This window comes from Hyphococcus sp. (assembly GCF_041986965.1).
GTDB lineage: Bacteria > Pseudomonadota > Alphaproteobacteria > Caulobacterales > Parvularculaceae > Hyphococcus.
In genome coordinates, this window is sequence record NZ_JBHIXB010000001.1 from 1,200,446 (window position 1) to 1,222,900 (window position 22,455).

26 protein-coding genes and 1 tRNA gene are annotated in these 22,455 nt (G+C 58.3%); 17 read left to right on the forward strand and 10 right to left on the reverse strand.

Translation table 11 applies throughout. The annotated features are described in order from the left end of the window. The first annotated feature begins 9 nt into the window (after positions 1-9). Positions 10-363 carry a DUF1428 domain-containing protein gene (locus ACFC5L_RS06035; RefSeq protein ID WP_375201173.1) on the forward strand — a complete coding sequence of 118 codons (354 nt, stop codon included), beginning with the start codon at positions 10-12 and terminating at the stop codon, positions 361-363. On the opposite strand, the gene ACFC5L_RS06040 is transcribed toward ACFC5L_RS06035, so the two are convergent. Together ACFC5L_RS06040 and ACFC5L_RS06045 are read right to left on the reverse strand one after the other, a co-directional pair. Beyond that, positions 360-857, reverse strand: coding sequence for a hypothetical protein (locus tag ACFC5L_RS06040; RefSeq protein ID WP_375201172.1), 498 nt, complete (start codon positions 855-857; stop codon positions 360-362). The genes ACFC5L_RS06035 and ACFC5L_RS06040 overlap by 4 nt on opposite strands. Before the next feature lie 94 nt (positions 858-951). Further along, complete coding sequence (locus ACFC5L_RS06045; RefSeq protein WP_375201171.1) at positions 952-1,155, reverse strand: YgaP family membrane protein; 204 nt, start codon at positions 1,153-1,155, stop codon at positions 952-954. A 307-nt stretch (positions 1,156-1,462) separates the two neighbouring features. On the opposite strand from ACFC5L_RS06045, the gene ACFC5L_RS06050 reads away from it, so the two are divergent. The 7 genes from ACFC5L_RS06050 (at position 1,463) to ACFC5L_RS06080 (ending at position 5,069) form a co-directional block, all read left to right on the forward strand. Further along, positions 1,463-1,792 carry an AtpZ/AtpI family protein gene (locus ACFC5L_RS06050; protein ID WP_375201170.1) on the forward strand — a complete coding sequence of 110 codons (330 nt, stop codon included), beginning with the start codon at positions 1,463-1,465 and terminating at the stop codon, positions 1,790-1,792. 40 nt (positions 1,793-1,832) lie between these two features. After that, positions 1,833-2,621 carry a F0F1 ATP synthase subunit A gene (locus tag ACFC5L_RS06055; protein WP_375202343.1) on the forward strand — a complete coding sequence of 263 codons (789 nt, stop codon included), beginning with the start codon at positions 1,833-1,835 and terminating at the stop codon, positions 2,619-2,621. A gap of 86 nt (positions 2,622-2,707) precedes the next feature. Then, positions 2,708-2,935 (forward strand): F0F1 ATP synthase subunit C, encoded by a 228-nt coding sequence (locus ACFC5L_RS06060; protein ID WP_104828989.1) that lies wholly within the window; start codon positions 2,708-2,710, stop codon positions 2,933-2,935. 30 nt (positions 2,936-2,965) lie between these two features. Beyond that, a complete protein-coding gene (locus tag ACFC5L_RS06065; protein ID WP_375201169.1) occupies positions 2,966-3,526 on the forward strand; it encodes a F0F1 ATP synthase subunit B family protein in 561 nt (186 codons plus the stop codon). 14 nt (positions 3,527-3,540) lie between these two features. Continuing rightward, the gene (atpF, locus tag ACFC5L_RS06070) at positions 3,541-4,110 is read left to right on the forward strand and encodes a F0F1 ATP synthase subunit B (protein WP_375201168.1); all 570 of its coding nucleotides are present in this window, start codon (positions 3,541-3,543) and stop codon (positions 4,108-4,110) included. 157 nt (positions 4,111-4,267) lie between these two features. After that, complete coding sequence (locus tag ACFC5L_RS06075) at positions 4,268-4,798, forward strand: lipocalin family protein (protein WP_375201167.1); 531 nt, start codon at positions 4,268-4,270, stop codon at positions 4,796-4,798. A 10-nt stretch (positions 4,799-4,808) separates the two neighbouring features. Then, complete coding sequence (locus tag ACFC5L_RS06080) at positions 4,809-5,069, forward strand: hypothetical protein (protein ID WP_375201166.1); 261 nt, start codon at positions 4,809-4,811, stop codon at positions 5,067-5,069. Positions 5,070-5,227: 158 nt separating this feature from the next. On the opposite strand, the gene ACFC5L_RS06085 is transcribed toward ACFC5L_RS06080, so the two are convergent. The 3 genes from ACFC5L_RS06085 to ACFC5L_RS06095 form a co-directional block, all read right to left on the reverse strand. Continuing rightward, the gene (locus ACFC5L_RS06085; RefSeq protein WP_445727736.1) at positions 5,228-6,271 is read right to left on the reverse strand and encodes a site-specific DNA-methyltransferase; all 1,044 of its coding nucleotides are present in this window, start codon (positions 6,269-6,271) and stop codon (positions 5,228-5,230) included. Positions 6,272-6,499: 228 nt separating this feature from the next. Beyond that, positions 6,500-7,117: a ribonuclease HII gene (locus ACFC5L_RS06090; protein WP_375201164.1), complete on the reverse strand. Its 618-nt coding sequence runs from the start codon at positions 7,115-7,117 to the stop codon at positions 6,500-6,502. A 74-nt stretch (positions 7,118-7,191) separates the two neighbouring features. Continuing rightward, positions 7,192-8,385, reverse strand: a complete 1,194-nt coding sequence (locus ACFC5L_RS06095; protein ID WP_375201163.1) for an amino acid aminotransferase — start codon at positions 8,383-8,385, stop codon at positions 7,192-7,194. A gap of 107 nt (positions 8,386-8,492) precedes the next feature. On the opposite strand from ACFC5L_RS06095, the gene ligA reads away from it, so the two are divergent. From ligA to ACFC5L_RS06110, 3 genes are all read left to right on the forward strand, one after another. Then, a complete protein-coding gene (ligA, locus tag ACFC5L_RS06100; protein ID WP_375201162.1) occupies positions 8,493-8,897 on the forward strand; it encodes a protocatechuate 4,5-dioxygenase subunit alpha in 405 nt (134 codons plus the stop codon). Positions 8,898-8,899: 2 nt separating this feature from the next. Then, a complete protein-coding gene (locus tag ACFC5L_RS06105; protein ID WP_375201161.1) occupies positions 8,900-9,742 on the forward strand; it encodes a class III extradiol dioxygenase subunit beta in 843 nt (280 codons plus the stop codon). 296 nt (positions 9,743-10,038) lie between these two features. After that, the gene (locus ACFC5L_RS06110) at positions 10,039-11,379 is read left to right on the forward strand and encodes an aldehyde dehydrogenase family protein (RefSeq protein ID WP_375201160.1); all 1,341 of its coding nucleotides are present in this window, start codon (positions 10,039-10,041) and stop codon (positions 11,377-11,379) included. A 261-nt stretch (positions 11,380-11,640) separates the two neighbouring features. On the opposite strand, the gene ACFC5L_RS06115 is transcribed toward ACFC5L_RS06110, so the two are convergent. After that, a tRNA-Arg gene (locus ACFC5L_RS06115) sits at positions 11,641-11,717 on the reverse strand. A 243-nt stretch (positions 11,718-11,960) separates the two neighbouring features. Between ACFC5L_RS06115 and ggt the strand changes: the two genes are divergently transcribed. After that, the gene (ggt, locus tag ACFC5L_RS06120) at positions 11,961-13,775 is read left to right on the forward strand and encodes a gamma-glutamyltransferase (protein ID WP_375201159.1); all 1,815 of its coding nucleotides are present in this window, start codon (positions 11,961-11,963) and stop codon (positions 13,773-13,775) included. A 2-nt stretch (positions 13,776-13,777) separates the two neighbouring features. Here ggt and ACFC5L_RS06125 read toward each other — a convergent pair whose 3' ends face one another. Genes ACFC5L_RS06125 through ACFC5L_RS06135 form a run of 3 tightly spaced genes read right to left on the reverse strand, consistent with a single transcriptional unit; the run spans position 13,778 to position 17,331 of the window. After that, a complete protein-coding gene (locus ACFC5L_RS06125) occupies positions 13,778-15,181 on the reverse strand; it encodes a sensor histidine kinase (protein WP_375201158.1) in 1,404 nt (467 codons plus the stop codon). Positions 15,182-15,187: 6 nt separating this feature from the next. Continuing rightward, positions 15,188-16,600, reverse strand: coding sequence for a dihydrolipoyl dehydrogenase family protein (locus tag ACFC5L_RS06130; RefSeq protein ID WP_375201157.1), 1,413 nt, complete (start codon positions 16,598-16,600; stop codon positions 15,188-15,190). Positions 16,601-16,602: 2 nt separating this feature from the next. Further along, complete coding sequence (locus ACFC5L_RS06135) at positions 16,603-17,331, reverse strand: TVP38/TMEM64 family protein (protein WP_375201156.1); 729 nt, start codon at positions 17,329-17,331, stop codon at positions 16,603-16,605. Between the two features lie 304 nt (positions 17,332-17,635). Here ACFC5L_RS06135 and rpmH point away from each other — a divergent pair, with 304 nt between their 5' ends. From rpmH to ACFC5L_RS06160, 5 genes are all read left to right on the forward strand, one after another. Further along, on the forward strand, positions 17,636-17,770 hold the full coding sequence (gene rpmH, locus ACFC5L_RS06140) for a 50S ribosomal protein L34 (protein WP_375201155.1): 135 nt from the start codon (positions 17,636-17,638) through the stop codon (positions 17,768-17,770). Positions 17,771-17,843: 73 nt separating this feature from the next. Further along, positions 17,844-18,179 (forward strand): ribonuclease P protein component, encoded by a 336-nt coding sequence (gene rnpA, locus ACFC5L_RS06145; RefSeq protein ID WP_375201154.1) that lies wholly within the window; start codon positions 17,844-17,846, stop codon positions 18,177-18,179. 55 nt (positions 18,180-18,234) lie between these two features. Further along, a complete protein-coding gene (gene yidC / locus ACFC5L_RS06150) occupies positions 18,235-20,046 on the forward strand; it encodes a membrane protein insertase YidC (RefSeq protein WP_375201153.1) in 1,812 nt (603 codons plus the stop codon). A gap of 47 nt (positions 20,047-20,093) precedes the next feature. Next, on the forward strand, positions 20,094-20,687 hold the full coding sequence (gene yihA / locus ACFC5L_RS06155) for a ribosome biogenesis GTP-binding protein YihA/YsxC (protein WP_375202342.1): 594 nt from the start codon (positions 20,094-20,096) through the stop codon (positions 20,685-20,687). 36 nt (positions 20,688-20,723) lie between these two features. After that, positions 20,724-21,671 carry a tyrosine recombinase XerC gene (locus tag ACFC5L_RS06160; protein WP_375201152.1) on the forward strand — a complete coding sequence of 316 codons (948 nt, stop codon included), beginning with the start codon at positions 20,724-20,726 and terminating at the stop codon, positions 21,669-21,671. Positions 21,672-21,677: 6 nt separating this feature from the next. On the opposite strand, the gene ACFC5L_RS06165 is transcribed toward ACFC5L_RS06160, so the two are convergent. Further along, the gene (locus ACFC5L_RS06165; RefSeq protein WP_375201151.1) at positions 21,678-22,448 is read right to left on the reverse strand and encodes a hypothetical protein; all 771 of its coding nucleotides are present in this window, start codon (positions 22,446-22,448) and stop codon (positions 21,678-21,680) included. Positions 22,449-22,455 lie beyond the last annotated feature (7 nt).

A 22,455-nucleotide genomic window follows, 5' to 3' on the forward strand; every position in this document is an offset into this window, starting at 1 on the left:
GAGAGCGATATGACTTATGTGGATGGTTTTCTAATTCCAGTGGTGGATGCAAAGCGCGAGCAATATCGAAAATTGGCGGCCGAGTGCGCGCCGATCTTTAAAAAGCATGGCGCCCTCAGCGTTGTTGAATGCTGGGGCGATGATGTGCCGGAAGGCAAGGTCACGTCCTTTCCCATGGCGGTAAAGCTGGAGCCGGGGGAAAGCGTTGTTTTTTCCTGGATCACATGGCCGTCAAAAGAAGCGCGCGACACCGGCAACAAAGCCGCGATAGACGAACTTCATGAAATGATGAAAGAGGACGAAATTCCGTTTGACGGCAAGCGCATGATTTTCGGCGGCTTTGAGGCGATCGTCGAAGCCTAGGCGGCGCGTTCCTTCACCAGCGCTTCAGCCTCAACTTTCAGCTTCATGAGATCCTGCGCGACCGCCTGTGTCATCAGCGCCTCTTCATTGCGGCGCTGATGGCCTTTCATCCCCTGACGATACCAGTTTTTGGTTTTGAGCGTGACGCGGCAATGGCGGTCGTCGAGCGCTTCAATGTGAAATTCCTCGCGATTGCGGTCAAAGCCCCCGAAAGGCGGATCGGCGAGAATCTTTGAGAAAAAGCCATAGGTTCTGGCCTCGTCATAAAGATCGACCTCGAATTCAAAATGCACATCCGGCAAATTCGGATCGGTCGCTGCAAACTGGCCCAGCCTGGCAGCTTTTTCCGTAAACTGAAAACCGCGTGCGGCGAGCCGGTTCGCCGGGCTTGAAAAATCAATCAGATTGAAAATCAGCGCCGCCGGCGCATGGATCGTCGCTGTGCCTTCAAGCTCCAGCGGCTCCTGCGTCTTGCGCGAAAACAGGCCAAACATCGGCTCCCCCTATTTTGCTCGGGAGCGATTAGAAGCCGGCCCGTTTATGAAATGCCGAACGGGGCCTTTCAATTTTTATGGATCGGGCGTGCAATCAGCGCTTTTTACGGGTCGACAGCCCAAAAGGGGCGTAAAGCGGACAAAAGCCGATCAGGCTCGTCAGGACGAATATGGCCGCCAGCACAGCGAGGATCGTTGCGGCCAGCCCGTCGATTTTGCCGGTAAAATAAAGATAGGCGACCACGGCGGCGAAAATCAGCCTAACGGCCCGGTCGATCATGCCCATATTGAGTTTCATTGGAGCGCTCCCTTGTTCCATCGTCCATGCAATGTCTGACGGGACGGTTATTTCGGCCGCCGCCGCAGGGGCGCATGAGCCAGATCAATCGGCGCTTCACAGGCGCGTGTGCGGGAGGGATTCGACCGCCCCTTGGCCGGGTTTCGACAACGCGTCTTGCGGCCAGACGCCGCGGCCTCATCTACCCATGAAAATCAATGACTTACGCGAAAAAGCCTTTGCTTGACGCTGCGTTGCGGCGCCTATATGGTCCGCCGCGATTTCAAGGGGCGCGAGCGGCCGTTCGCGCCTGTTTTCGGGCATGCTCATGAGTAATGACTCCGGCGCAGACAAGGCTGACGACGACCAGCCGGGCTCGCTGGAAGACTTCTCCGAGCGTCTGGAGCGGATGCGCGGACGCGGTGAAGAACCGGCGGCCAGCCAGCAATCCGCCTCCGCCTGGGGACGGGCCATGCGGATTTCCTCGGACCTTCTGGCCGGGATTTTTGTCGGCTGCCTCTTGGGATTGGGTCTTGATACCTGGCTGGGAACAAAGCCGTTGTTCCTGCTCATCGGTCTCGGGCTCGGATTTGCGGCGGGACTGCGCAATATGATGCGCACACTGCAACAGGAAAATGATCAATCGTCAGGGAACTGACGGTCGAAGAAGCCGGAAGGCGACGGGAAAAAACGAGATGATGGATTTGCGCGCCGCCGGGCCCATGGAGCAGTTTGAGATCTCGCCGATCGTGCCCCTGTCGCTTGGTGGAATCGATATTTCGCTCACCAACTCCGCCTTGTGGATGCTGATCGGCACCGGCGTCATCATGTTCTTCTTTTTCCTCGCGACGCGCCGCGCGAGCCTTATTCCGGGCCGGGTCCAGTCCGCCGCGGAAGTTGTTTATGAATTCGTCGCCGATCTCGTGCGCGACACCATCGGTTCGGAAGGGCGCAAGTTCTTCCCCTACGTCTTCACGCTTTTCATCTTCATCCTGGCTGCGAACCTTTTGGGCCTCTTGCCCTCGATCCCGGGCGCGCCGCATGAATTCCACACTTTCACAACGACGAGCCACCTTATCGTGACGCTGGCGCTCGCCATGGTCACCATCACCATTGTCGTCGTTTACGGCTTCATGAAAAACGGTCTGAAGTTTTTCAAACTCTTCGCGCCGTCAGGCCTGCCGGTTTACATGTATCCGCTGATCGTGCCGATCGAGGTAATCTCGTTCCTGTCGCGCCCGATCTCACTGGCCGTTCGTCTCTTCGCCAACATGTTTGCGGGCCACATCATCCTGAAACTCTTTGCGGGTTTCGTGGTGTCCTTGCTAAGCGTCGGCGGCGTTATTTCCGTGCTCGGCATTGCGCCGTTTCTCGGCGCCGTCGCCGTGACGATGCTCGAATTTCTGGTCGCAGCGCTGCAGGCTTATGTGTTCGCAGTTTTGACCTGTATTTACCTCGCAGATGCAGCGCACGCAGCCGATCACTAACAACCTCTTTCCCGCGCGGTGACATCAGGGCCAGCCGCGAAACCGGGATCAACGGCTCAACGAAAAAAACTTCAGGAGTTAAGACAATGGAAGCAGAAGCAGCAAAACTCATCGGCGCCGGTCTCGCCGCGATCCCGCTCGCGGGCGCAGGCGTCGGCCTCGGCCTCATCTTCGGCAACTTCCTGTCCGGCGCGTTCCGCAATCCTTCGGCCGCCGCCCAGAACCAGCCGACCATGCTTCTCGCCTTCGCGCTGACCGAATTCACCGGTCTTCTCGGCTTCGCGATCGCGATGATCATTCTCTACACGTTCTAAGGCACGCTCTTTTAAAGAAGGAGAGGACCCTTGTCCGTCTTCGCAAACCTGATCGTTACGGCCGCAGCAGGCGCTGCGGAAGCGCATGAAGAAGCCGCTTCCGCTGGCCTGCCGCAGCTTGACCCCACGTCCTGGCCGAGTCAGCTGTTCTGGCTCACGCTCACCTTTGGCGCCCTTTACTGGCTGATGGCGGGCAAATTCCTGCCGTCGCTCGGCGGCGCCATCGAAGAGCGCCGCGACCGCATTGCGGATGACCTCGACCAGGCGGCGGAGTTCAAACGTCAGGCCGAAGACGCCGAGAGCGCCTATAGCAAGGCGTTGGCCGATGCGCGGGCGAAAGCGGGGGCGATCGCCGCCGACACGCGCGCGGAAATGGACAAGGAAATCGCTGCGCTTCAGGCCGAAACCGACGCCGCGCTGGAAAGCCAGCTCGGCGCCGCGGAAGCCCGCATCACCGCGATGAAAGCCGACGCCTCCGCAAAAGTGCGCGAAGCGGCGGCCGAGACAACCCGCGCCGTCGTCGAAACCCTGATCGACGAGGCGCCGACCGACGACGCGGTGGCGAAAGCCATCGCGACCGTTCGCGCTTAAAGGACGAAGACAAGATGCTGACCCTTGCCGCACTTGCCGCCGCCGCCGCAGAAGAAGCCGCTCATGGAGCGGCGGAAGCCGGACACGCCTCGCCGGGTCTGCTTCAGGATTCGGCGTTCTACGTCCTCATCGCCTTCCTGATCGTCATTGGCGTCTTTGCTCGCGCTGGCGTCCACAAGATGATCGTTTCCGGTCTCGACAAGCGCGCGGCGAAAATCGCCGACGAGATTAACGAAGTCCGCAAGATGCGCGAAGAGGCGCAGGAGCTGCTCGCTTCTTACCAGCGCCGCCAGCGCGAAGCCGAAGAAGAAGCCGCCGGCATCATCGAGCAGGCGAAAAAGGATGCGGCCCGCATGACCGCTGAAGCGCGCGCCAAGATCGAGGATCAGACCGAGCGCCGGATCAAGGCCGCTGAAGACAAGATCGCGCGCGCTGAGGCGCAGGCTGTGTCGGAAGTGCGCGGCCAGACGGCCGATCTCGCCATTGAGGCGGCGCGGGTCATCATCCGCGAACGCATGGATGGCGGCGCGCAAGGCCCCTTCATCGACAAGGCGATCGCCGGCCTGCGTGACAAGCTGAACTAGGCTTTTTCGGCTATATCGGATCTTAAAGCCCCTCTTCGCGAGGGGCTTTTTTATTGCGCGGGCCTTGCGGGCATTGGCCCCCGGGCTGTGTATCGCGGGACCCATTTTCGCGCAGGGATGTTATATAAGAAGGAAACAAGCCGCCGGGAGCCGATCCATGCGCCTTTTGATTTTGACGTCTTTGCTGACGCTTGCCGCCTGTGGCGGGCCGCCGGTGAACCGCGACGGGACCGAGCCGCTGACCACCGTCGAATATGTGGATACGGAGCGCTATCTCGGCCGCTGGTATGAGATCGCCCGGTTCCCGAACCGTTTTGAGGAAGGCTGCGAAGGCGTCACCGCCGATTACGCCATGCGCGATGACGGCCTCATCTCCGTCACCAACACCTGTCACAAGGGCTCGCCCGACGGCGAGGCGGATGTCGCCAAGGGCCGCGCCCGCATTGTCGATGAAACATCAAATGCGAAGCTCAAAGTCAGTTTCTTCGGCCCCTTCTGGGGCGACTATTGGGTGATTGGTCTCGCCGAAAACTATTCCCTCGCCCTGGTGGGCGAGCCGGAGGGGCGTTATTTGTGGATATTAAGCCGTACACCGACGATTTCCGAAGAGGCGCGCCACTTGGCCGTGAATGACCTCCGGCGCATGGGATATTATACGGACGAACTTTATTGGACGGTGCAGGAGTGAAAGAAATCTGATGGATAGGGATTTCAGAAAATCTGCATGGTCTTTGCTGAAGATTTGGGTTTTGGTGTTTTTGTTCATTGGGCTTTGTGTGAGCATCATCCAGCTCTGGGGAACTGAAGTGCCCATCGCCTACTATCCCGTCATTTTTATGAGAGCCATGCTATCGCTTCCTGTGCTAGCTCTTTTTTTTATTGTTGCGATCTTACCTATAGGCGTCGCCTATTGGAGGCGCAGGACATCTGCAGAGGGCGAGTTAGAAAAGGCAGAATAAGTTCGTGCCAGCTCAAGGTAGGCTTACGTTAAATTTCGCTGTACGGAGCACAGCATCTAAACACGTCGTCATCCCGGACTTGATCGGGGTTCCAGAAAAATGCGCACGCTTGCGAATGGATTCCGGATCAAGCCAGGGGTGACAGCTGGAAGGTATGCCTACCCCGCCATGCCTTTCCTGATCTTGTCGCGCAGGAAGTCGATGGGTTTGAGGCCCGTCTTTTCTTCGAAATGCCAATAGGTCCAGCCATTGCAGGCGGCCGCGTTCTGGACCGCGGCGCCGACCTTGTGGATTGAACCCTGAATTTCGATCTCGCCGTCTTTCACATAAAGCGAGCCGTCCGCGCGCACTTTCGCCTGATGGTGCTTGTTGCGGGAATAAAGCTTCGCGCCGGGCTTGATGAGCTTGGTTTCAACCACCGTTCCAAACGGCACGCGCGGCGCCGATTTGGGTGAGGGCTGTGTCGACAGGTCTTCGCCTTGAAGCGGTTTCACCGCCGCAATGCGCTTTTTCGCAGCGGCGATATAGGTCTTGTCGCGCTCGACGCCAATGAAATGACGGCCGAGATATTTCGCGGCCGCGCCGGTTGTGCCGGAGCCGAAAAACGGATCGAGCACGACATCGCCCGGCTTCGTCGAGCCGATCAGGATGCGATAGAGCAGGGATTCAGGCTTTTGCGTCGGGTGTGTCTTTGCGCCGTCCTCGCCCTTGATGCGCTCATGGCCTGTGCAGATCGGGAACTCCCAATCGGAGCGCATTTGCAGATCGTCATTGGCGGTTTTGAGCGCGCGGTAGTTGAAGGTGTATTTCGATTTCTCCGACTTCGCCGCCCAGATCAGGGTCTCATGGGCGTTGGTGAGGCGCGTGCCGCGGAAATTCGGCATCGGGTTCGACTTGCGCCAGATGACGTCGTTCAAAATCCAGAAGCCTTCATCCTGGATCGCTGCGCCGACACGGAAAATATTGTGATAAGAGCCGATGACCCAGATTGCGCCGTCGGGTTTCAGAATGCGCCGTGCTTCTTTCAGCCAGCCGCGCGTGAACTTGTCATATTCCTTGAAGGACGCGAATTTGTCCCACTCATCGTCGACGCCGTCGACGCGGGAATTGTCGGGCCGGGTCAGGTCAGCCTGCCCAAGCTGAAGATTGTAGGGCGGATCGGCGAAGACGAGATCGACTGAATTGTCGGGCAGCTTTTTCATCGCCGCGATGCAATCGCCCGTCAAAATCTTGTCGAGCGGCAGCTCGGCCGTTTTCCTGGCTGCGGTTTTCTTTTTTGGTTTTTTCGCAGTTTTGCTCGCTGGCATTGCAACGCCCCTCAGCTTGGCCCGGAAACAAGGAGCGGCACTTTGAGTCGGCCCCGAGTCCCCGTCAAGAGTCAGGCGAAATTTTTTAGTGGATTCAAAGTGTTAATAGGTTAGTAAGAAGTTTTAACGCGGAGCCGCGCCACACAAGATGTTGTGGATCGGCGCAAAGCTCTTGCGATGATGTGGTGTGACGCCATGACTTTCGAGGCCACGGCTGTGCGCCGGCGCGCCATAGCCTTTGTTCTTTTCCCATTCATAAAACGGGTGCTCGAGAGCAAGATCGCGCATGATCTGATCGCGCGTTGTTTTGGCGATGATCGACGCGGCGGCGATGGAAAGCGACTTGGCGTCGCCTTTGACGATCATTTCGGTGCGCGCCTTCAGTTTTGGCCTTTGTGAGCCGTCGACGATGCAGACATGCGGTTTTGTCGCCAGTCCGGCTTCGGCGCGCGCCATGGCGAGAAACGTCGCCTGAAGAATATTGATCTCGTCGATTTCTTTGACGCTGGCGATGCCGACGCCGATTATGGCGCGCTCGCGAATGAGCGGCGCCAGTTTTTCGCGCCGTTTTTCCGTTAGTGTTTTGGAGTCCGCGAGACCCTCGGGAAAATTGTCAGGGTCGAGAATAACGGCGGCCGCCACTACCGGTCCCGCCCAGGGGCCGCGGCCGGCTTCGTCAATTCCGGCAACGACGCCAGCATGCAAGCGTTCAATGTCAAAGTTCGCAGTGTCGGCCATCATCGATCATGTATGGTTCAATCCTCGCTGCCCGGCGCTAGCCAAAAGCTCTGAAGAAAAATGAACCGATTCGCCTGTTACGCCTCTGTGGCGGCCTTATAAGCGCGGATCAAATGCTCCACATTGCTTTCATTGACGCCGCAAAGATTGATGCGCCCGCCGCCGACGACATAAACGCCGTGATCTTCGCGCATGATGCGAATCTGATCTTCGTTTAGCGGCATCAAGGAGAACATGCCCGCCTGTTCGGCAATAAAGCTGAGCCGGTTGTGAAGGCCGAAATCCTGCGCTGTTTTCGCAAGCAGCCGGCGATTGCCGCGTACGCGCTCGGCCATTTCCGCCAGTTCGTCTTTCCACATGGCGGTCAGCTCAGGGTTGCTCAGGATCTCCGCGACAATGGCCCCGCCATGGGCTGGCGGCATTGAGTAATTCCTGCGCGCAAGGCTGGTCGCCTGGGATTTAACGGCGAGGGCGCTGTCCGCCGTCTCACCGATGATGATCAACGCGCCTGTGCGCTCCCGGTAAAGCCCGAAATTTTTCGAACAGGAATAGGTGACCAACACTTCCGGCAGCGCCGCCGAGAATTTGCGGATCATGTAAACGTCGGCGTCGAGGTCCTTTGCAAAGCCGTGATAGGCGGTGTCGATCAGCGGCAGGAAGCCCTGCGCGTTCGCCATCGCCGCAATTTCGTCGATCTGCGCGGTGGAAAGGTCGGCGCCCGTCGGGTTGTGGCAACAGCCATGAACGAGCAGCACATCTTTCGGACCGAGTTTCGCGGCGCCGGCCTTGAAGGCGTCAAAATCGACGGCGTTTGCGTCCCGGTCGTAATAGGGGATCGAATTGAGCTTCAGGCCGGCCGCGGAAAGCAGCGGAATGTGGTTCGGCCAGGTTGGTTCGCCCAGCGTCAGGCTCTCCGCGCCCTGACTGTTCAACAACTCCCCCGCAAGGCGAAGCGCGCCGCAACCGCCGGGCGTTTGCACCGCCGCTGCACGGCCGGACGACAAGACCGGGCTGTCTTCGCCAAAGACAAGATTGAGAATGGCGGGGCCGAAACCCGGCGCGCCGTCGACCGGCGTGTAAGCTTTGGTCTTCTGCGCCGCCATGACATTTGCTTCGGCCCTGGCCACGGCTTTCATGACGGGTGTCGCACCGCTGAGGTCGCGATAGACGCCGACGCCTAGGTCAATTTTTTCAGACCGCGCATCGTCCTGATAGAGCTTGGAGAGACCGAGAATCGGGTCGGGCGGGAGGAGTTTTGTATCTTGAAACATGAGCGCCTTCGTATCAGCAAAGCCTTGGCCGTCAAGCCGCCTCGTTTTGCGGTCCTGCGGCCCCGGAAACGTGGACGCTCCAGCAAGGGTGTGATAGGCAGCAAGCCATGCCGCGCCAACGTCTTTATCCGCTTGAGGACCTGGAGGATATTCCGGGGACCAAGGTTTTCACCGCCCGCCGCAGCCGGCAGGGTTATTATCTGCACAAGTTCTGCATGAGCCTGATGCAGGCGGAAAATCGTGAGCAATTCAAGAAAGGCGAACGCGCCTATCTCGACAAGTTTGCGATGACGGAAGACCAGAAGCAGGGCGTTCTTGATCGTGACTTCAACAAGCTCATAGAGCTGGGCGGGAACATGTATTTCCTCGTCAAGATTGCCTCCACTGACGGCTGGAGCGCGCAGAAGGCGGTTGGCTCCATGACCGGCATGTCGCCTGAAGAATATGCTGCAATGATGCGCGAAGGCGGCCGCAGTCCCGAAGGTCTGCGCTCCATCCGGGAAGGCAATTAACAGTGGCCCGCATTTCCGCCGGTATTGCAACCAGCCATGTTCCCGCCATCGGCGCCGCGATCGATCTTGGCAAGACGCAGGACGAATATTGGGCGCCGATCTTTCAAGGCTACGAATTCGTCAAAAAATGGATCAAGGACAATACGCCTGATGTCGTGATCCTTGCCTATAACGACCATGCCTCCGCTTTGATGCTGGACATCGTGCCGACCTTTGCAATTGGTTTCGCCGACACTTTTCAGTCGGCTGATGAGGGCTGGGGGCGCCGCCCGGTGCCGCTGGTGCACAATCATATCGACCTTGCCGCGCATGTGGCCGAACAACTCGTGATTGACGAGTTCGACATCACCATTATCAACGAGATGGATGTCGATCACGGCCTGACCGTGCCGCTCAGTTTGATGTTCGGTCAAGTTGAGGAATGGCCGTGCAAGGTCATCCCGCTGGCGGTTAATGTCACGCAGTTTCCGACGCCGTCGGGTGAGCGTTGCTGGAAACTTGGCGAGGCGATCCGCAACGCGGTGAAGACCTTTCCCGAAGATCTCGATGTGCAGGTCTGGGGCACGGGCGGCATGAGCCACCAGTTGCAGGGAACACGCGCGGGGCTGATCAACAAGGAATTCGATAATCGCTTCCTGGATCTCCTTGCGCATGAGCCCGAGGAGCTTGCGACCTGGACGCGGCTCAAATATCTGCGCGAGGCGGGCACGGAAGGCATAGAGCTGATTATGTGGCTGATCATGCGTGCGTCGCTCGGCTATGGCGTTGAAGAACTGCACCGCTTTTACCGCGTGCCTGCCAGCAACACGGCCGTGGGGCATGTGGTCTACCAGGCAAGGTCCTGACATCGCTTCCGCGCAGCAGGGGCGATCCGATACTCGTTCAAAATTGCTGTGCGCCGGCGGCGCATTTGCGCAAAAACTTGCGCCAGTCTCTTCGCGGGGCGCCAATTGAGGCTCTTCATTCGGAGAGCTTCAAATCACGGTGCGGAAAGTTTTAAACGTCACGCCATGGCTCCCCAGACTGAACTCAAAACAGCGTCCGGGAGAAGGATTAAGACGCAAATAGTTCCAGGGTTTGACGAGCGCCGCTAACATGGATTTAGTGCATGTCAACTGTAAAACCGAGCTGGTGAAGCCCCATGAAACATACATCTCAACACACTACTGAAGACCTTGCCCGTGTTTTCGATCTGCAAAACGAAAACCAATGGAACGTGAAAGCGTCAACCGCCGAGGCGCGCAAGGCTAAGCTCACGAAACTGAAACAAGCTGTCGAGGCGCATGCCGACGAGATCGTCGCGGCCGTTCAAACAGACACGCGCAAGCCGGAAGCTGAAATTCGCGTGACTGAAGTCGGCGGCGTAATGGGCAACATCCAGCTCAACATCGACAATCTCGATGAGTGGATGCAGCCGAAAATGGTTCAGCCATCGGCCAATCCGGACGACAAGGCGAAAATCATGTATGAGGCGCGGGGAGTGTGTTTAATCCTGGGGCCCTGGAACTTCCCGATGGGGCTGACCCTCGGTCCGCTCGCCGCGGCGGTCGCCGCCGGCAATTGCTGCATGGTGAAGCTCACCGATCTCTGCCCCGCGACGGCGGCGGTGGCCGGAAAGATCATCCGCTCTGTCTTTGACGAAAATGAAGTGGCGTTGTTTGAGGGCGAGGTGTCGGTCGCAGAAGCCCTGTTGGAGTTGCCATTCAATCATATTTTCTTCACTGGCTCTCCGCGCGTTGGAAAAATCGTCATGGCGGCGGCGGCCAAAAATCTTTCGAGCGTGACATTGGAACTTGGCGGCAAGTCGCCGGTCGTTGTCGATGAGAGCGCTGATATCGACAAAGTGGCGGCGGATCTTGCACAGGCAAAACAGTTCAATGGCGGTCAAGCCTGCATCTGTCCCGACTATGTCTTTGTGAAGGAAAAACAGAAAGACGCATTGACGCAAGGTTTTGCGGCGCGGGTAAAAGAAAATCTCTACACGGATGGAAAACTCCGGAAAGAAAATATCGCGCAGATCGTCAACAAACGGAATTTCGATCGCATTAAAGGCATGTTTGACGACGCGGTGGCGAAGGGCGCGACCGTCGCTGCGGGTGGAGAGCTGGAGGCGGATGATCTCACTGTCCATCCGACAATGCTAACGGATGTGACGCCTCAAATGAAAATCATGCAGGAGGAGATTTTCGGGCCTGTAATCCCCGTAATGACGTATGACTCTATCGATGAAGTGATCGGCTATATAGAAGCGCGCGACAAACCACTGGCGCTCTATATTTACAGCAAGGATCAGGAGATGGTGGACAAGGTGCTTAGCCGAACATCATCTGGCGGCGTCACCGTCAACGGCGTGTTCTCTCATTATCTGGAAAACCAACTGCCCTTTGGCGGCGTGAACCATAGCGGGATCGGCAATTATCATGGGTTTTTTGGATTCAGGACGTTTTCCCATGAGCGTTCCGTCTACATGCATTCAGTATAACATCCGCACCAAACCGGTCTCAGTCGGCGCAACGCAATCCATTCGTTTTGCGCCGAAGCCGAGGTAACGAATTGTTTTCATAGACCGTCTGTCGGAATGCAAAGTTGATAGACAGCCGAAGATTGAGTGTAGCCGGTAATCTCCGCTTGAGCTTGCCGTGCGATGAATGTTTGACGGCCTGCTAATATCCAGTCTCAAGAGCCCCAGATCCCGTACGAGCCCTGCTATTCACTCAAGATATTGGTATGCCGATATGTAAAATGGCGCACCCGTGAGGATTCGAACCTCAGACCCCCAGATTCGTAGTCTGGTGCTCTATCCAGCTGAGCTACGGGTGCTGCGCTGGCGCCAAAGCGGCGCGAGGCGCGGGTTTAACCCCAAGACAGGGGCAATTGCAAGCGCCGGGGCGCCCGAATCTTTTCTTTGATCGGTCCTTTCCGGATTTTTGTGGGAATGGCCCCAAAATCGTCGATCTGAGATCTGCAAACGTGGCGGGTCGCCGCTTCTCTTCAGGGGTCGAAAGGTCCTGCGGCCTCGCGTATGAATGAGTGTAATGCGAGGCGGCAATGGGAAAGCGAAGCATGACGGGCAAGACGAATTGGCTTTTGGCGATTGGGGCGGCGGCGCTTCTGGCGGCGTGTGGACAAGGGGAAGCGCCAGACAGCGCCGGCGCGGCGGCCGAGACGTCTGCGGCCCCCGCGGAAGAGACGGCGCCTGGCCGCTGGTTCATCGCAGCGGCGAACCCTTATGCGGCGGAGGCCGGCGCCGAAATTCTCAAAAAAGGCGGTTCAGCCGTCGACGCAGCGATCGCCACCCAAACGGTGCTGGGGCTGGTTGAGCCGCAATCGTCCGGGCTTGGCGGCGGCGCCTTCATGCTCCATTACGACGCCAAGGCGGACCTTCTTGAAACTTATAATGGCCGCGAAACGGCGCCGGCGTCGGCGACGCCGGATCGCTTTCTCACCGCTGACGGCGAGGCCATGAATTTTTACGATGCGGTGGCGGGGGGCCTCTCCATCGGCGTGCCCGGCGCCGTGCGGATGCTTGAGCTTGCACATGATGAGCATGGCAAGCTCGCCTGGAATGAAAATTTTGAAGCCGCCATCGCGCTTTCGGAAACCGGATTTAAAGTATCGCCGCGTCTAAACGGATTGTTGTCGCGCATTCCGCGGCTCAAACAGATGCCGGCCGCCGCATCGTATTTTTATAGCGATGACGGCGCTCCATGGCCCGTTGGCCATGTATTGAAAAACCCTGCCTACGCCGAGACGTTGAAGACGATCGCGGCTGGCGGGGCGCATGCTTTTTATACCGGCCCGATCGCCGAAGCGATTGTGGAGGCGGTGAACGCAGCGCCCAACCCGGGCGGCATGACTCTGGCTGATCTTGAGACCTATACGGCGGAGAAGCTCGACCCAGTTTGCGGACCTTACCGCGCCTATCAGATCTGCTCTATGCCGCCGCCGAGTTCCGGCGGTGTGACATTGCTGCAGATTCTCGCGCTGCTGGAGCCGTTCGATATAGCGGGCGCCGGTGCAGGCTCTATTGAGTCGCTGCATTTGCTTTTTGAAGCCTCGCGTCTCGCCTATGCGGACCGCAACGAATATCTCGCTGACAACGAAATGCTGGCGGGTGAGGATGAGGGTCTTTCATCGGCGGCGGTGATCGCCGGCCTTTTGAACCCCGCATATCTGGAAGCGCGTTCGGCGCAGATCGACCCGTCAACAGCCGCTGAAACTGTCGAGGCGGGTGATCCTTCCGCTTATGACCTCGCTGACGGCGCCGGGCAGTGGAAGCGCTATGGCGCCGACGCCTCGCCGGAGCCGCCGTCGACCAGCCACTTCGTCATCGTCGACAGTGAAGGCAATGTGGTCTCCATGACGACGACGGTTGAGTTCGCCTTCGGCAGCCATCAGATGGCGGCCGGCATGGTGCTCAACAATCAGCTTACGGACTTCTCTTTCCTGCCGGTGCGTGACGGAAAGCCGGTGGCGAACGCCGTGGCGCCGGGCAAGCGCCCGCGCAGCTCCATGACGCCGGCGATTGTTTTCGACGGCAATGGAGAGATATGGGCGGCGGCGGGCTCGCCCGGCGGGCCGGCGATCATCGGCTATGTGGCGAAAACACTGATCGCCATGATCGATTGGGGGCTGTCAACGCAGGAAGCAGTGAACTATCCGAACGCTGTCTACCCGCGCGGGGCGCCGATCCTTGAGACCGACGGGTACGATACTCAGATCATTGAAGGGCTGAAGGCGCGCGGTCACGACGTTGAAACACGCGATCTCAATAGCGGCGTGCATGCGTTCAAGCGCCTGCCCGACGGTTCATTCGAAGGCGGCGCCGATCCGCGACGCGAAGGCGTCTGGCTCACTGGCGAAATTGAAGCGCAATAGCCTTATTGCGCTGCGCCGGGCAGGGTGATGCAGAAGGTTGCGCCGGTCGCGTCGCTTTTGTCGAGGATCAGCGATCCCCCGTGCGCGCGGGCGATTTCCGCCGCAATGGCGACGCCAAGGCCGGAGCCCCCAGGCTTTTGCGATCCTTTGAACGGTTCAAAGAGGTCGGCCTTGGCGTGATCGGGAAGCCCCGGTCCGCTGTCGGCGATCGCAATCGCGACTGCGCCATTTTCAACATGAGCGTCGACAGAGACCGTATGACCTTCGGCGTTTTCAATTTCCATCATCGCGTCAACGGCGTTGCGCACAAGGTTGAAGAGGGCGCGGTAGAGCTGTGTGCGATCGGCGGCGATCGACAGGTTTTCCGGCGCATTGTTGATGGCCGTCACGCCCATTGCGGCGGTATCGTCAAGCACTTCATCGACCAGGTCATGTAGAGAGAATGGCGACTTGCTGAGAAGCTGCGATTCCATCCGGCCAAAGGTCAGCGTGTCGCGGCTTAAGGCGATGGCGCGGTCGAGTGCGGAAATAAGACGGGGTGAAAGCTTTCTGACGCTCGGGTCGTCGGACTTGGCAAGCCGGTCGGACATGAGCTGCGCCGAAGCAAGGATATTGCGAAGATCGTGGCTGATTTTTGAAATGCCTGCGCCGAGGGCCGCGAGGCGCCGCCGCTCGCCCAGAAGATCGCGGACGCTTTTTTCCATGGCGGCGAGGCTTTCTTCTGCAACGCCGATTTCATCCTTGCGGCCGGAAGGTTTTAAGATACCAAGCGCATTTTCCGGATCGGCGTCAAAGGCGGTGATGTTTTCCGTCAGCCGCTTCACAGGCCTTACGATCATGCGATTGAGCGACCAGTAGACCAGCCCCGCCGTCAAGGTAGAGATGACCAGTGACAGGAGAAAGATGTTGCGCGCATAGGCGTATAGATCGTCGCGCAGCGCCTTTTGCGAGACGATGATATCGACGGTCTGATCTGTTGCGAATTGCGGCTCTCCGGTCGCCTGAATGAGATGATCGCCCCTTGAGAAAAACGTCCCCCAGGCGTTTGCGATCAAGTCCATTTTATTTTCCTGCGTGAGATCCACGCGCAACATGTTGGGCGCGCCATGGGGATTGATCTCAGGCGCCAGGATCAGCATGCGCATGTCATCGCTGTTAATCGTGACGCCGAGAATATTCGCCGTGGAGAAAAGCTGACGCACAAGCATTTCATCAGCCGCGCCCTCGCGCGGGCCTTCAAGCGCGAGACTGGCCAGATAGGCTTCTTCAAACCGGATCATGAACCAGTCCCCGCGTTGTTTCGCAATGGAGGGCACAAGCACGACGAATTCCGCAACGAACACAAAGATGATCGTCAGGAAGAGGAGCTTGGTCGAGAGCGACCGTTTGGCGAAAGCGGTTTTCATGGAAGCCTAGTCGAAAACGGACAGGAGACGGATCAAGAACCGCGTCCGGTCGGAAAAGAGCGTATCGGAATACCATGCGCTGGCGGCGCGCTTGCTCGCCTCGCTTCGGGTGGGATAGGGCGCGATCATATCCGTAAAGGCGCGAATTTTGAGCTTTGATGAGAGCGCCAGCACCCATGGCTGCAGCAAATCGCCAGCCCCGCGTCCCACAATCCCCGCACCGAGGACATGGCCTTTCTTGTCGGTGACGACTTTCACAAGGCCTTCCGTTTCGCGCTCGGCTTCTGCGCGGTCATTTTGTGAAAACGGCCACCGCACGATTTTTATCTCACCGTGGCGGTCGCGCGCTTCGCGTTCGGTTAGACCTACTTGCGCCAGCTCAGGGTCGCAGTAGGTGACGTGCGGCGCTAAGTATTCGTTGTTTTTCGAGGGCGCCTTGAAAAGAATATTCCGGACAAGCACAGAAGCGTGATAGCCCGCCACATGGGTGAATTGCCGCCCGCCGGCGACGTCGCCCGCCGCATAAATGCGCTTATTGGTGGTGCGCAGGCTGCTGTCGGTTTTCAGCCCTTGCTTGTCATGCTCAACCCCTGCTGCTTCGAGATTGAGGCCATCTACTGTCGGTTTGCGCCCGACGGCGATGAGAAGGTGCGATCCTTCGATCGCGCGTGCGCCAACCGTAACGCGAACGCCGTTTAAGGTTTTCTCCACGCGTTCCGCATTGCCGCCTTCCACGATATCGACACCTTCCTTGACGAGGCGTTCGCGAACAATGTCTGCAAGCTCCGGGTCATCGCGGCCCAGGATCTTGCCGCCTTCGATGACGGTCACTTTGGCGCCGAGACGGCGATGCGCCTGCGCCATTTCGATTCCAATAGGCCCGCCGCCGATGACAATGAGATGGTCGGGAGTGACGCGATTGTCGAATAGCGTTTCGTTCGTGAAATAGGAAACATCATCAAGGCCGGGAATGGGCGGAACGAACGGCGTCGAGCCGGTCGCAATGACGAAATGTTTTGCTTTGACAATATTGTCGCCGGCCTTGACCTCGCGCGGCCCGGTGAATTCCCCATGCTCCCGGACGACGGTCACGCCAAGGCCCTCAAACCGCTCTTGGCTGTCGACCGGCGCAATGGTTTCGATGACGCCATGAACATGATCCATCACGGCGGCGAAATCGACTTGCGGTTCGACACTGGCGATCCCGTATTTCTCCGCTTCGCGCATTTCCTGCGCGCGCGCGGCGGCGGCGATAAGCGCTTTTGAGGGCACGCAACCTGTGTTGAGGCAATCGCCTCCCATCTCGCCTTTTTCAATGAGCACGACCTTGCGGCCGAGCATGGCGGCGCCGGCGGCGACCGAAAGCCCGCCCGAGCCGGCGCCGATAATGCAAAGATCAGCCTTGATTGTCTGCGCCATGATTATTGCGTCTCCGGCGCGGTCTTGCGCTTCAGAAGAACAGGGATCAGCGCCAACACAATCAGCCCGACAATCGGGGTCAGCGTTTCCGGTTTTAAAAGGACGCCGGCAAGCGAGATGTCTTCACCGGCGTCAAAGGCGGCGCCCGCCGCTGCGCCGATGCTGGCGTAAACGAAGGAGCCCGGAATAATGCCGAAAAATGTGCCAATCAAAAAATTGCGCAGGGAAACGCCCATAAGCCCGGCGGCGATATTCACCGCCCAGAAGGGGAACACCGGCGCCAGCCTCAAGACAAACATGTAGGAAAGCTCGCCTTTGCGAAATCCTTCTTCCATCCGCTTGGCGAAGGCGCCGGCGCGTTTCGACAGGATGTCGCCGAGCGCTGTTTTCGCCGCAAGGAAGATGACGGTTGCGCCAATCGTCGCTGCAAAGACGATCAGCGGCGTTCCGGTCCAAAGGCCAAACAAATAGCCGCCGAAGATGGTGAGGATGCTCGCGCCCGGAAAAGAGATCGCCACCGCCGCCGCGTAAACGGCTGTAAACAGCGCCATGGCGCGCAACGGATCCGCCGCCACCCAGGCTTGCAGGGCCTCTCGATTATCCCGCAGCGCGTCGAGCGTGAAATAGCGGTGAAGCCCGAGGGCGAAGAAGCCGGCCAGCGCCGCCCCGATGATCACAAGGGGGAGGAGACGGTGGAGCGGGCTTTTGGCGGGGGGAGAAGCTTCGGACAAGGAATGGGCCTTTCGGGAATCGGGGTGACTATAGCGGGACTTGCCGTTATTGGGGATTGGCCCCCGCCGTCCCGCTTTCTAGCGGGAAAGGGCGGGAATTCATGTCACGCTTCGCCCCCGACTGGTCACAAGCGCGCGAAAATGGCCTTCGGGAGACGGATTTGATGAAATCGGTGGAAACCCGTCGGATTCAGCGGTTCCCGGTGTTGACGACGCGCCGCCGCCGGTCTATTCCCCCGCCTCTTGTTTGACTGCTGAATTGGCGGCGCGCGCCGCGATTCCACCCGTCTTTGAGGATCGAACGATGAAACGGACCTATCAACCGAGCCGGCTTAAGCGCAAGCGCCGTCACGGCTTCCGCGCGCGCAAAGCGACCAAGGGCGGCCAGAAAGTGCTGGCTTCACGCCGCGCCAAGGGCCGCAAGCGCCTCTCGGCCTAGTTTGGCCGCGTAAGCTCTGGCGCAGAAAACCAAATCAGATCAAGGCTCTAGCGTCGCCCACGCGAGGACCCCCATGGGCGTCATCAAAAAACGTCGGGACTTTTTGGCGATGCGCGGAGCTGACAAGGCGCACAGCGCCTCTTTTTTGATGCTGGCTCGGGACAACCCGGAAAACGGGCCCGTGGCCCGGCTGGGCCTTACCGTCACCAAAAAGCTTGGAAATTCGGTTATCCGCAACCGCATCCGGCGGCGCCTCCGGGCGGCGGCGCGCGAGGTTTTCCCCGTTCAGGCCTCGCCCGGGACCGACTATGTTCTCGTCGCTCGAAAAGCGGCCTATGACCGCAATTTCGAAGCGCTGCTTGACGATATGAAGCGCGCCCTTTTAAGGCTCAACCGCAACCCTACATAGAACGGATTGAAGCGGGCCCGGCTCGCGCCGTTTCCAGCATTCATCGGGATTTTTCATGGACCGCAATTTGATCTTGGCGATCGTCCTTTCCTTCGGCGTGTTTCTCGTCTGGGATTTCATGGTGCTCGGCCCCCAGCGTGAGGCGCAGCAGGAAGCGGCCCGCGCCGCCCAGGCCGCCGCAACGCAGCAGGCGGAAGCCGCACAGGATATGGACCCGGATATTGGCGGTCTTGCCGGCGCCGAGGCGGCGCTCACCGTTGAAGACGCCATCGCCAACTCGGTGAAGCGCGTTCCGATCAAGACGCCGACCTTGCAAGGGTCCATCAATTTGAAAGGCGGCCGCTTCGACGACCTTCTTCTCCTGCAATATCGTCAAGGCCTTGATGATGAAAGCGCGCCGATCCGGCTCTTAAGCCCCGCCGAAACAGAGCACGGCCATTTCATGCAGCAAGGCTGGGCGGTCGGCGCCGATACGGCGGCCGGCGCGCAATGGAGTGTAAATGACGGCGCCGTCCTGACGCCGCGGACGCCGGTGACTCTGACACGGACAAGCGGTGGCCTGACTTACGAGAAAACGATCTCCGTCGACGACAAATATATGTTCACGGTGAAGCAGACCGTTACGAACAATTCGGGCGAAACCAAAAATCTGCGCCCCTATGCGACGGTGACCCAGCGAAACATTCCGGAAGAGTATCGCAACTTCATGATCCTGCATGAAGGTCCGCTCGGCGTCATTGGAACGAAGCTTTACGAGCGCAAATACAACAAGCTCAAAAAAAACAAGGACGCCAAAATTAAAGAGTCCGGCGTTGGCGGCTGGGTTGGGGTCACCAACAAGTTCTGGCTCGCCGCCTCCATTCCGCCGGCGGACGCCGAGATCGAAGCGACCCTCGCCAATCGTGGCACTACAGAAAAACCGATCTTCGAGGCCTTTTACGCCATGCCGAATATGGCGCTGGCGCCGGGCGAATCGAAGACGATGCAGTCCTATATGTTCGGCGGCCCGAAGGATGTGGATATTCTTCAGTCCTATGAGGCGCAGCCCGAAGATGGCGGCCTCGGGGTTTATGATTTCGACAAGGCCGTCGACTGGGGCCATTTGTTCTTTCTGACGCGGCCGATCTTTTACACGCTCAACTTTTTCGGCGACCAGACAGGCAATTTCGGTATCGCCATTCTTCTTCTGACATTGATCATCAAGCTCATTTTGTTCCCGATTGCGAACAAAGGCTATGAGTCCATGTCGAAGATGAAAAAGCTGCAGCCGGAAATCAAAAAGCTTCAGGAGCGCTACACCGACGACAAGATGAAGCTGCAACAGGAGATGATGGCGCTCTATAAAAAGGAAAAGATGAACCCGCTTGCGGGGTGTTTTCCGATCCTTTTGCAGATGCCGATTTTCTACGCGCTTTATAAAACGCTGTTTGTGACGATCGAACTGCGTCACCAGCCGTTTCTTTATATCAAGGATCTTTCGGCGCCTGACCCAACCACGATTTTCAATCTGTTTGGTTTGTTGCCTTTTGATCCTACCGCGTTGCCGCTCATTGGCGCCATTCTCGGCATCGGCTTTTTGCCCGTCCTGATGGGCGTCGCCATGTGGTTCCAGACCAAGCTGAACCCGCCGCCGGCCGATCCGGTCCAGGCGCAGGTCTTCGCCTTCATGCCGTTTGTGTTTGTCTTTATCTTCGCGCCCTTTGCGGCTGGGCTTGTTCTGTACTGGTTCTGGAACACGACGCTCGGCATCCTGCAGCAATGGTATATCATGAAAAAGAACGGCGTGAAAGTAGAACTCGGACAAAGGCTCAATCTGCCCTGGGCAAAAAAGAGCGCCGCCAGTGATGCGCCAAGCGACGCCAAGTGACGACGCCTGATGCTTTTTCACCGGCGGAGATTGAGGCGGGGCGGCTCATGTTCGCCAAGCGCGCAGACTTTATGCTGGGCGTCACGTCGCTGGAAACGCTGCCGGACGAAGGTCCGGCGGAAGTCGCCTTTGCGGGACGCTCCAATGTGGGAAAGTCGACCTTGCTGAATGCGCTTGTGGGGCAGAACGGGCTTGCCCGCGCATCGAACACGCCGGGGCGCACGCGGGAAATCAACTATTTCGATCTTGAAGGCGCGCTGCGGCTCGTCGACCTGCCGGGCTATGGTTACGCCAAGGCGTCGCGCAAGGATGTGGAACAATGGACGGCGCTGACGCGGGATTTCCTGCGCGGCCGGTCAGTATTGCGCCGCGTTTGTGTGCTCGTGGATTCTCGCCATGGGCTGAAGCCGGTCGATGTGGAGGTCATGGATCTTCTCGATGAGGCGGCGGTGAATTATCAGATTGTCCTCACCAAGACTGACAAAATAAAACCGACAGCGCTCGTAAAACTCATCGAGGCGACGGCGAAGCAGATCGGCCGGCGGCCGGCGGCGCACCCGTTTGTACGGGCGACGTCGTCTGAAAAAGGTGACGGGATTGCCGAACTCCGAGCCGATCTTGCCGCGCTCGCGACTGCGTAAAGACTTTTTTAACCTTCGCCGCGGCGTTTTAGGGCTATGGCGCAAACGAAAATCCATAGCGAAACCTCGCTCGCCCATTGGCGCGGCGCATTCGAGCGCTATCTGAAATCTGAAAAGCGCGCCAGCGCCTATACGCTCCGCAATTATGCAGCGACCTTGTCGCGCTTTGAGCTGTTCCTGGCCGGCCATCTCGGCGGTCCGGCGTCGCTCAACGATCTGTCGCGGCTGGAGACCAAGGATTTCCGCGCCTATCTCGCCCAGCGCCGCAATGAGGGATTGGGGCCGCCATCGCTGAAGCTGGAGCTGTCGGCGCTGAAGACGTTTTACAAGTTTCTGGGCCGCCGCGCCGATGTCGATAATGACGCCATCGCCGTGATGCGCGGCCCAAAAGCAAAAGAGCGCTTGCCGCGCCCGGTGAGCGAGGTTGACGCCGAGGCGCTGATCGAAGCGGCGGCGACGATGAAAACATCAACGCGCAAGGAAAACTGGGAGCAGGCGCGTGACGCCGCGCTGATCACCCTGCTTTACGGTGTGGGCTTGAGGATTTCCGAGGCGTTGTCATTGCGGTGGTCCGATGCGCCATTGAGCGACACGCTGCGCATCAAGGGGAAGGGCGCCAAGACGCGTCTTGTTCCCGTCGTGCCAGCGGCGCGTGAAGCGGTGGAGGCCTATCAAAAGCTTTGCCCTTATGGCGGTGAGGCGGACGATCCCCTGTTCTTTTCGACGCGCGGCAAGCAGCTCTCGGCGACGCTCGCCCAGCGCACCATGGCGAAACTGCGCGCCGCCCTTAATTTGCCGGACTCGGCGACGCCGCACGCCCTGCGCCATGGGTTTGCTACGCATCTATTGTCCGCAGGCGGCGACCTGCGCGCGATTCAGGAGCTGTTGGGTCACTCCTCGCTTGCGGCGACCCAGCGCTACACCAAGATCGATAAGGAAAACCTCTTGAAGGTCTTCGATCAGGCGCACCCGAGAGCGCGCTAAATTTTCTTAGTTTGCGCCCGTCGCATCCAACTGCAATTCCACATCCAGCAACAGGTATCGGTCATCATCAAGCACATCAAAATCGATTTCCCACCATTGCTTCTTGGTTCTAATGTTAACGACCAATCGCGGGAAGAATTCTAGGTCAAATCCATCCCCTTCCGCCATTCGAAGGTGCTGAAACTGCAAGTAGGTAATATTTGTTTCAGCGCTATTTTTGAGTGACTGAACGAATTTCGTGAACTGAGCCTTGCCTTCAGAATCAAGCTCTGCAGTGTCGAAGCGTTGCGTGAGCGTTTCCGGATCTTCGATAGACTCCATCCATACGGTGTACAGTTTTTTAAATGCGCCGGGCGATAGTGAGTTTGTCGTAACGACGGCTTCGTTTTGATGGGTTAATTCGGAACCGGGATCCAGCGCCATCATCGTAAGTTCAAGACGATGTCGTGTCGACAACAGCTCCTTTGAGCTTTTCGCTTTTGAAAAGCGGTCAGCCGGCATCTCGTGATAGCATCTTCGATAAAATGATACGCCATTTCTGTTTTCAACCGGTTCAAGAATGGAAAATTCGACATTTCTTGTATTGTTGCATACGATAACAGACGAACCTTCCGGAAGCTCATCGAATAATGCTCGCAGTCCGGGGTTGGGTGTAGACGCAGTTTCAGCGTCATAATATTCACAACCATTTTCAATTGGTGTCGCTGCAAAACTGGGATTCAGAAACCCCGCAATTAGTCCGGCAATCAAAGTTAAGAATCTAACCGAAATGCGCATAGTTGAA

What these genes read in the sequence shown, in the direction of transcription:
- ACFC5L_RS06080 (WP_375201166.1), top strand. Translation starts at nt 4,809, where the DNA reads ATGGATAGGGATTTCAGAAAATCTGCATGGTCTTTGCTGAAGATTTGG.
- rpmH (WP_375201155.1), top strand. Translation starts at nt 17,636, where the DNA reads ATGAAACGGACCTATCAACCGAGCCGGCTTAAGCGCAAGCGCCGTCAC.
- ACFC5L_RS06130 (WP_375201157.1), bottom strand. Translation starts at nt 16,600, where the DNA reads ATGGCGCAGACAATCAAGGCTGATCTTTGCATTATCGGCGCCGGCTCG.
- ACFC5L_RS06045 (WP_375201171.1), bottom strand. Translation starts at nt 1,155, where the DNA reads ATGAAACTCAATATGGGCATGATCGACCGGGCCGTTAGGCTGATTTTC.
- ACFC5L_RS06160 (WP_375201152.1), top strand. Translation starts at nt 20,724, where the DNA reads ATGGCGCAAACGAAAATCCATAGCGAAACCTCGCTCGCCCATTGGCGC.
- ggt (WP_375201159.1), top strand. Translation starts at nt 11,961, where the DNA reads ATGACGGGCAAGACGAATTGGCTTTTGGCGATTGGGGCGGCGGCGCTT.
- ACFC5L_RS06040 (WP_375201172.1), bottom strand. Translation starts at nt 857, where the DNA reads ATGTTTGGCCTGTTTTCGCGCAAGACGCAGGAGCCGCTGGAGCTTGAA.
- ligA (WP_375201162.1), top strand. Translation starts at nt 8,493, where the DNA reads ATGCCGCGCCAACGTCTTTATCCGCTTGAGGACCTGGAGGATATTCCG.
- ACFC5L_RS06090 (WP_375201164.1), bottom strand. Translation starts at nt 7,117, where the DNA reads ATGATGGCCGACACTGCGAACTTTGACATTGAACGCTTGCATGCTGGC.
- ACFC5L_RS06055 (WP_375202343.1), top strand. Translation starts at nt 1,833, where the DNA reads ATGGATTTGCGCGCCGCCGGGCCCATGGAGCAGTTTGAGATCTCGCCG.
- ACFC5L_RS06035 (WP_375201173.1), top strand. Translation starts at nt 10, where the DNA reads ATGACTTATGTGGATGGTTTTCTAATTCCAGTGGTGGATGCAAAGCGC.
- ACFC5L_RS06165 (WP_375201151.1), bottom strand. Translation starts at nt 22,448, where the DNA reads ATGCGCATTTCGGTTAGATTCTTAACTTTGATTGCCGGACTAATTGCG.
- ACFC5L_RS06110 (WP_375201160.1), top strand. Translation starts at nt 10,039, where the DNA reads ATGAAACATACATCTCAACACACTACTGAAGACCTTGCCCGTGTTTTC.
- ACFC5L_RS06085 (WP_445727736.1), bottom strand. Translation starts at nt 6,271, where the DNA reads ATGAAAAAGCTGCCCGACAATTCAGTCGATCTCGTCTTCGCCGATCCG.
- ACFC5L_RS06125 (WP_375201158.1), bottom strand. Translation starts at nt 15,181, where the DNA reads ATGAAAACCGCTTTCGCCAAACGGTCGCTCTCGACCAAGCTCCTCTTC.
- ACFC5L_RS06050 (WP_375201170.1), top strand. Translation starts at nt 1,463, where the DNA reads ATGAGTAATGACTCCGGCGCAGACAAGGCTGACGACGACCAGCCGGGC.
- ACFC5L_RS06075 (WP_375201167.1), top strand. Translation starts at nt 4,268, where the DNA reads ATGCGCCTTTTGATTTTGACGTCTTTGCTGACGCTTGCCGCCTGTGGC.
- ACFC5L_RS06095 (WP_375201163.1), bottom strand. Translation starts at nt 8,385, where the DNA reads ATGTTTCAAGATACAAAACTCCTCCCGCCCGACCCGATTCTCGGTCTC.
- atpF (WP_375201168.1), top strand. Translation starts at nt 3,541, where the DNA reads ATGCTGACCCTTGCCGCACTTGCCGCCGCCGCCGCAGAAGAAGCCGCT.
- yihA (WP_375202342.1), top strand. Translation starts at nt 20,094, where the DNA reads ATGTTCGCCAAGCGCGCAGACTTTATGCTGGGCGTCACGTCGCTGGAA.
- yidC (WP_375201153.1), top strand. Translation starts at nt 18,235, where the DNA reads ATGGACCGCAATTTGATCTTGGCGATCGTCCTTTCCTTCGGCGTGTTT.
- rnpA (WP_375201154.1), top strand. Translation starts at nt 17,844, where the DNA reads ATGGGCGTCATCAAAAAACGTCGGGACTTTTTGGCGATGCGCGGAGCT.
- ACFC5L_RS06060 (WP_104828989.1), top strand. Translation starts at nt 2,708, where the DNA reads ATGGAAGCAGAAGCAGCAAAACTCATCGGCGCCGGTCTCGCCGCGATC.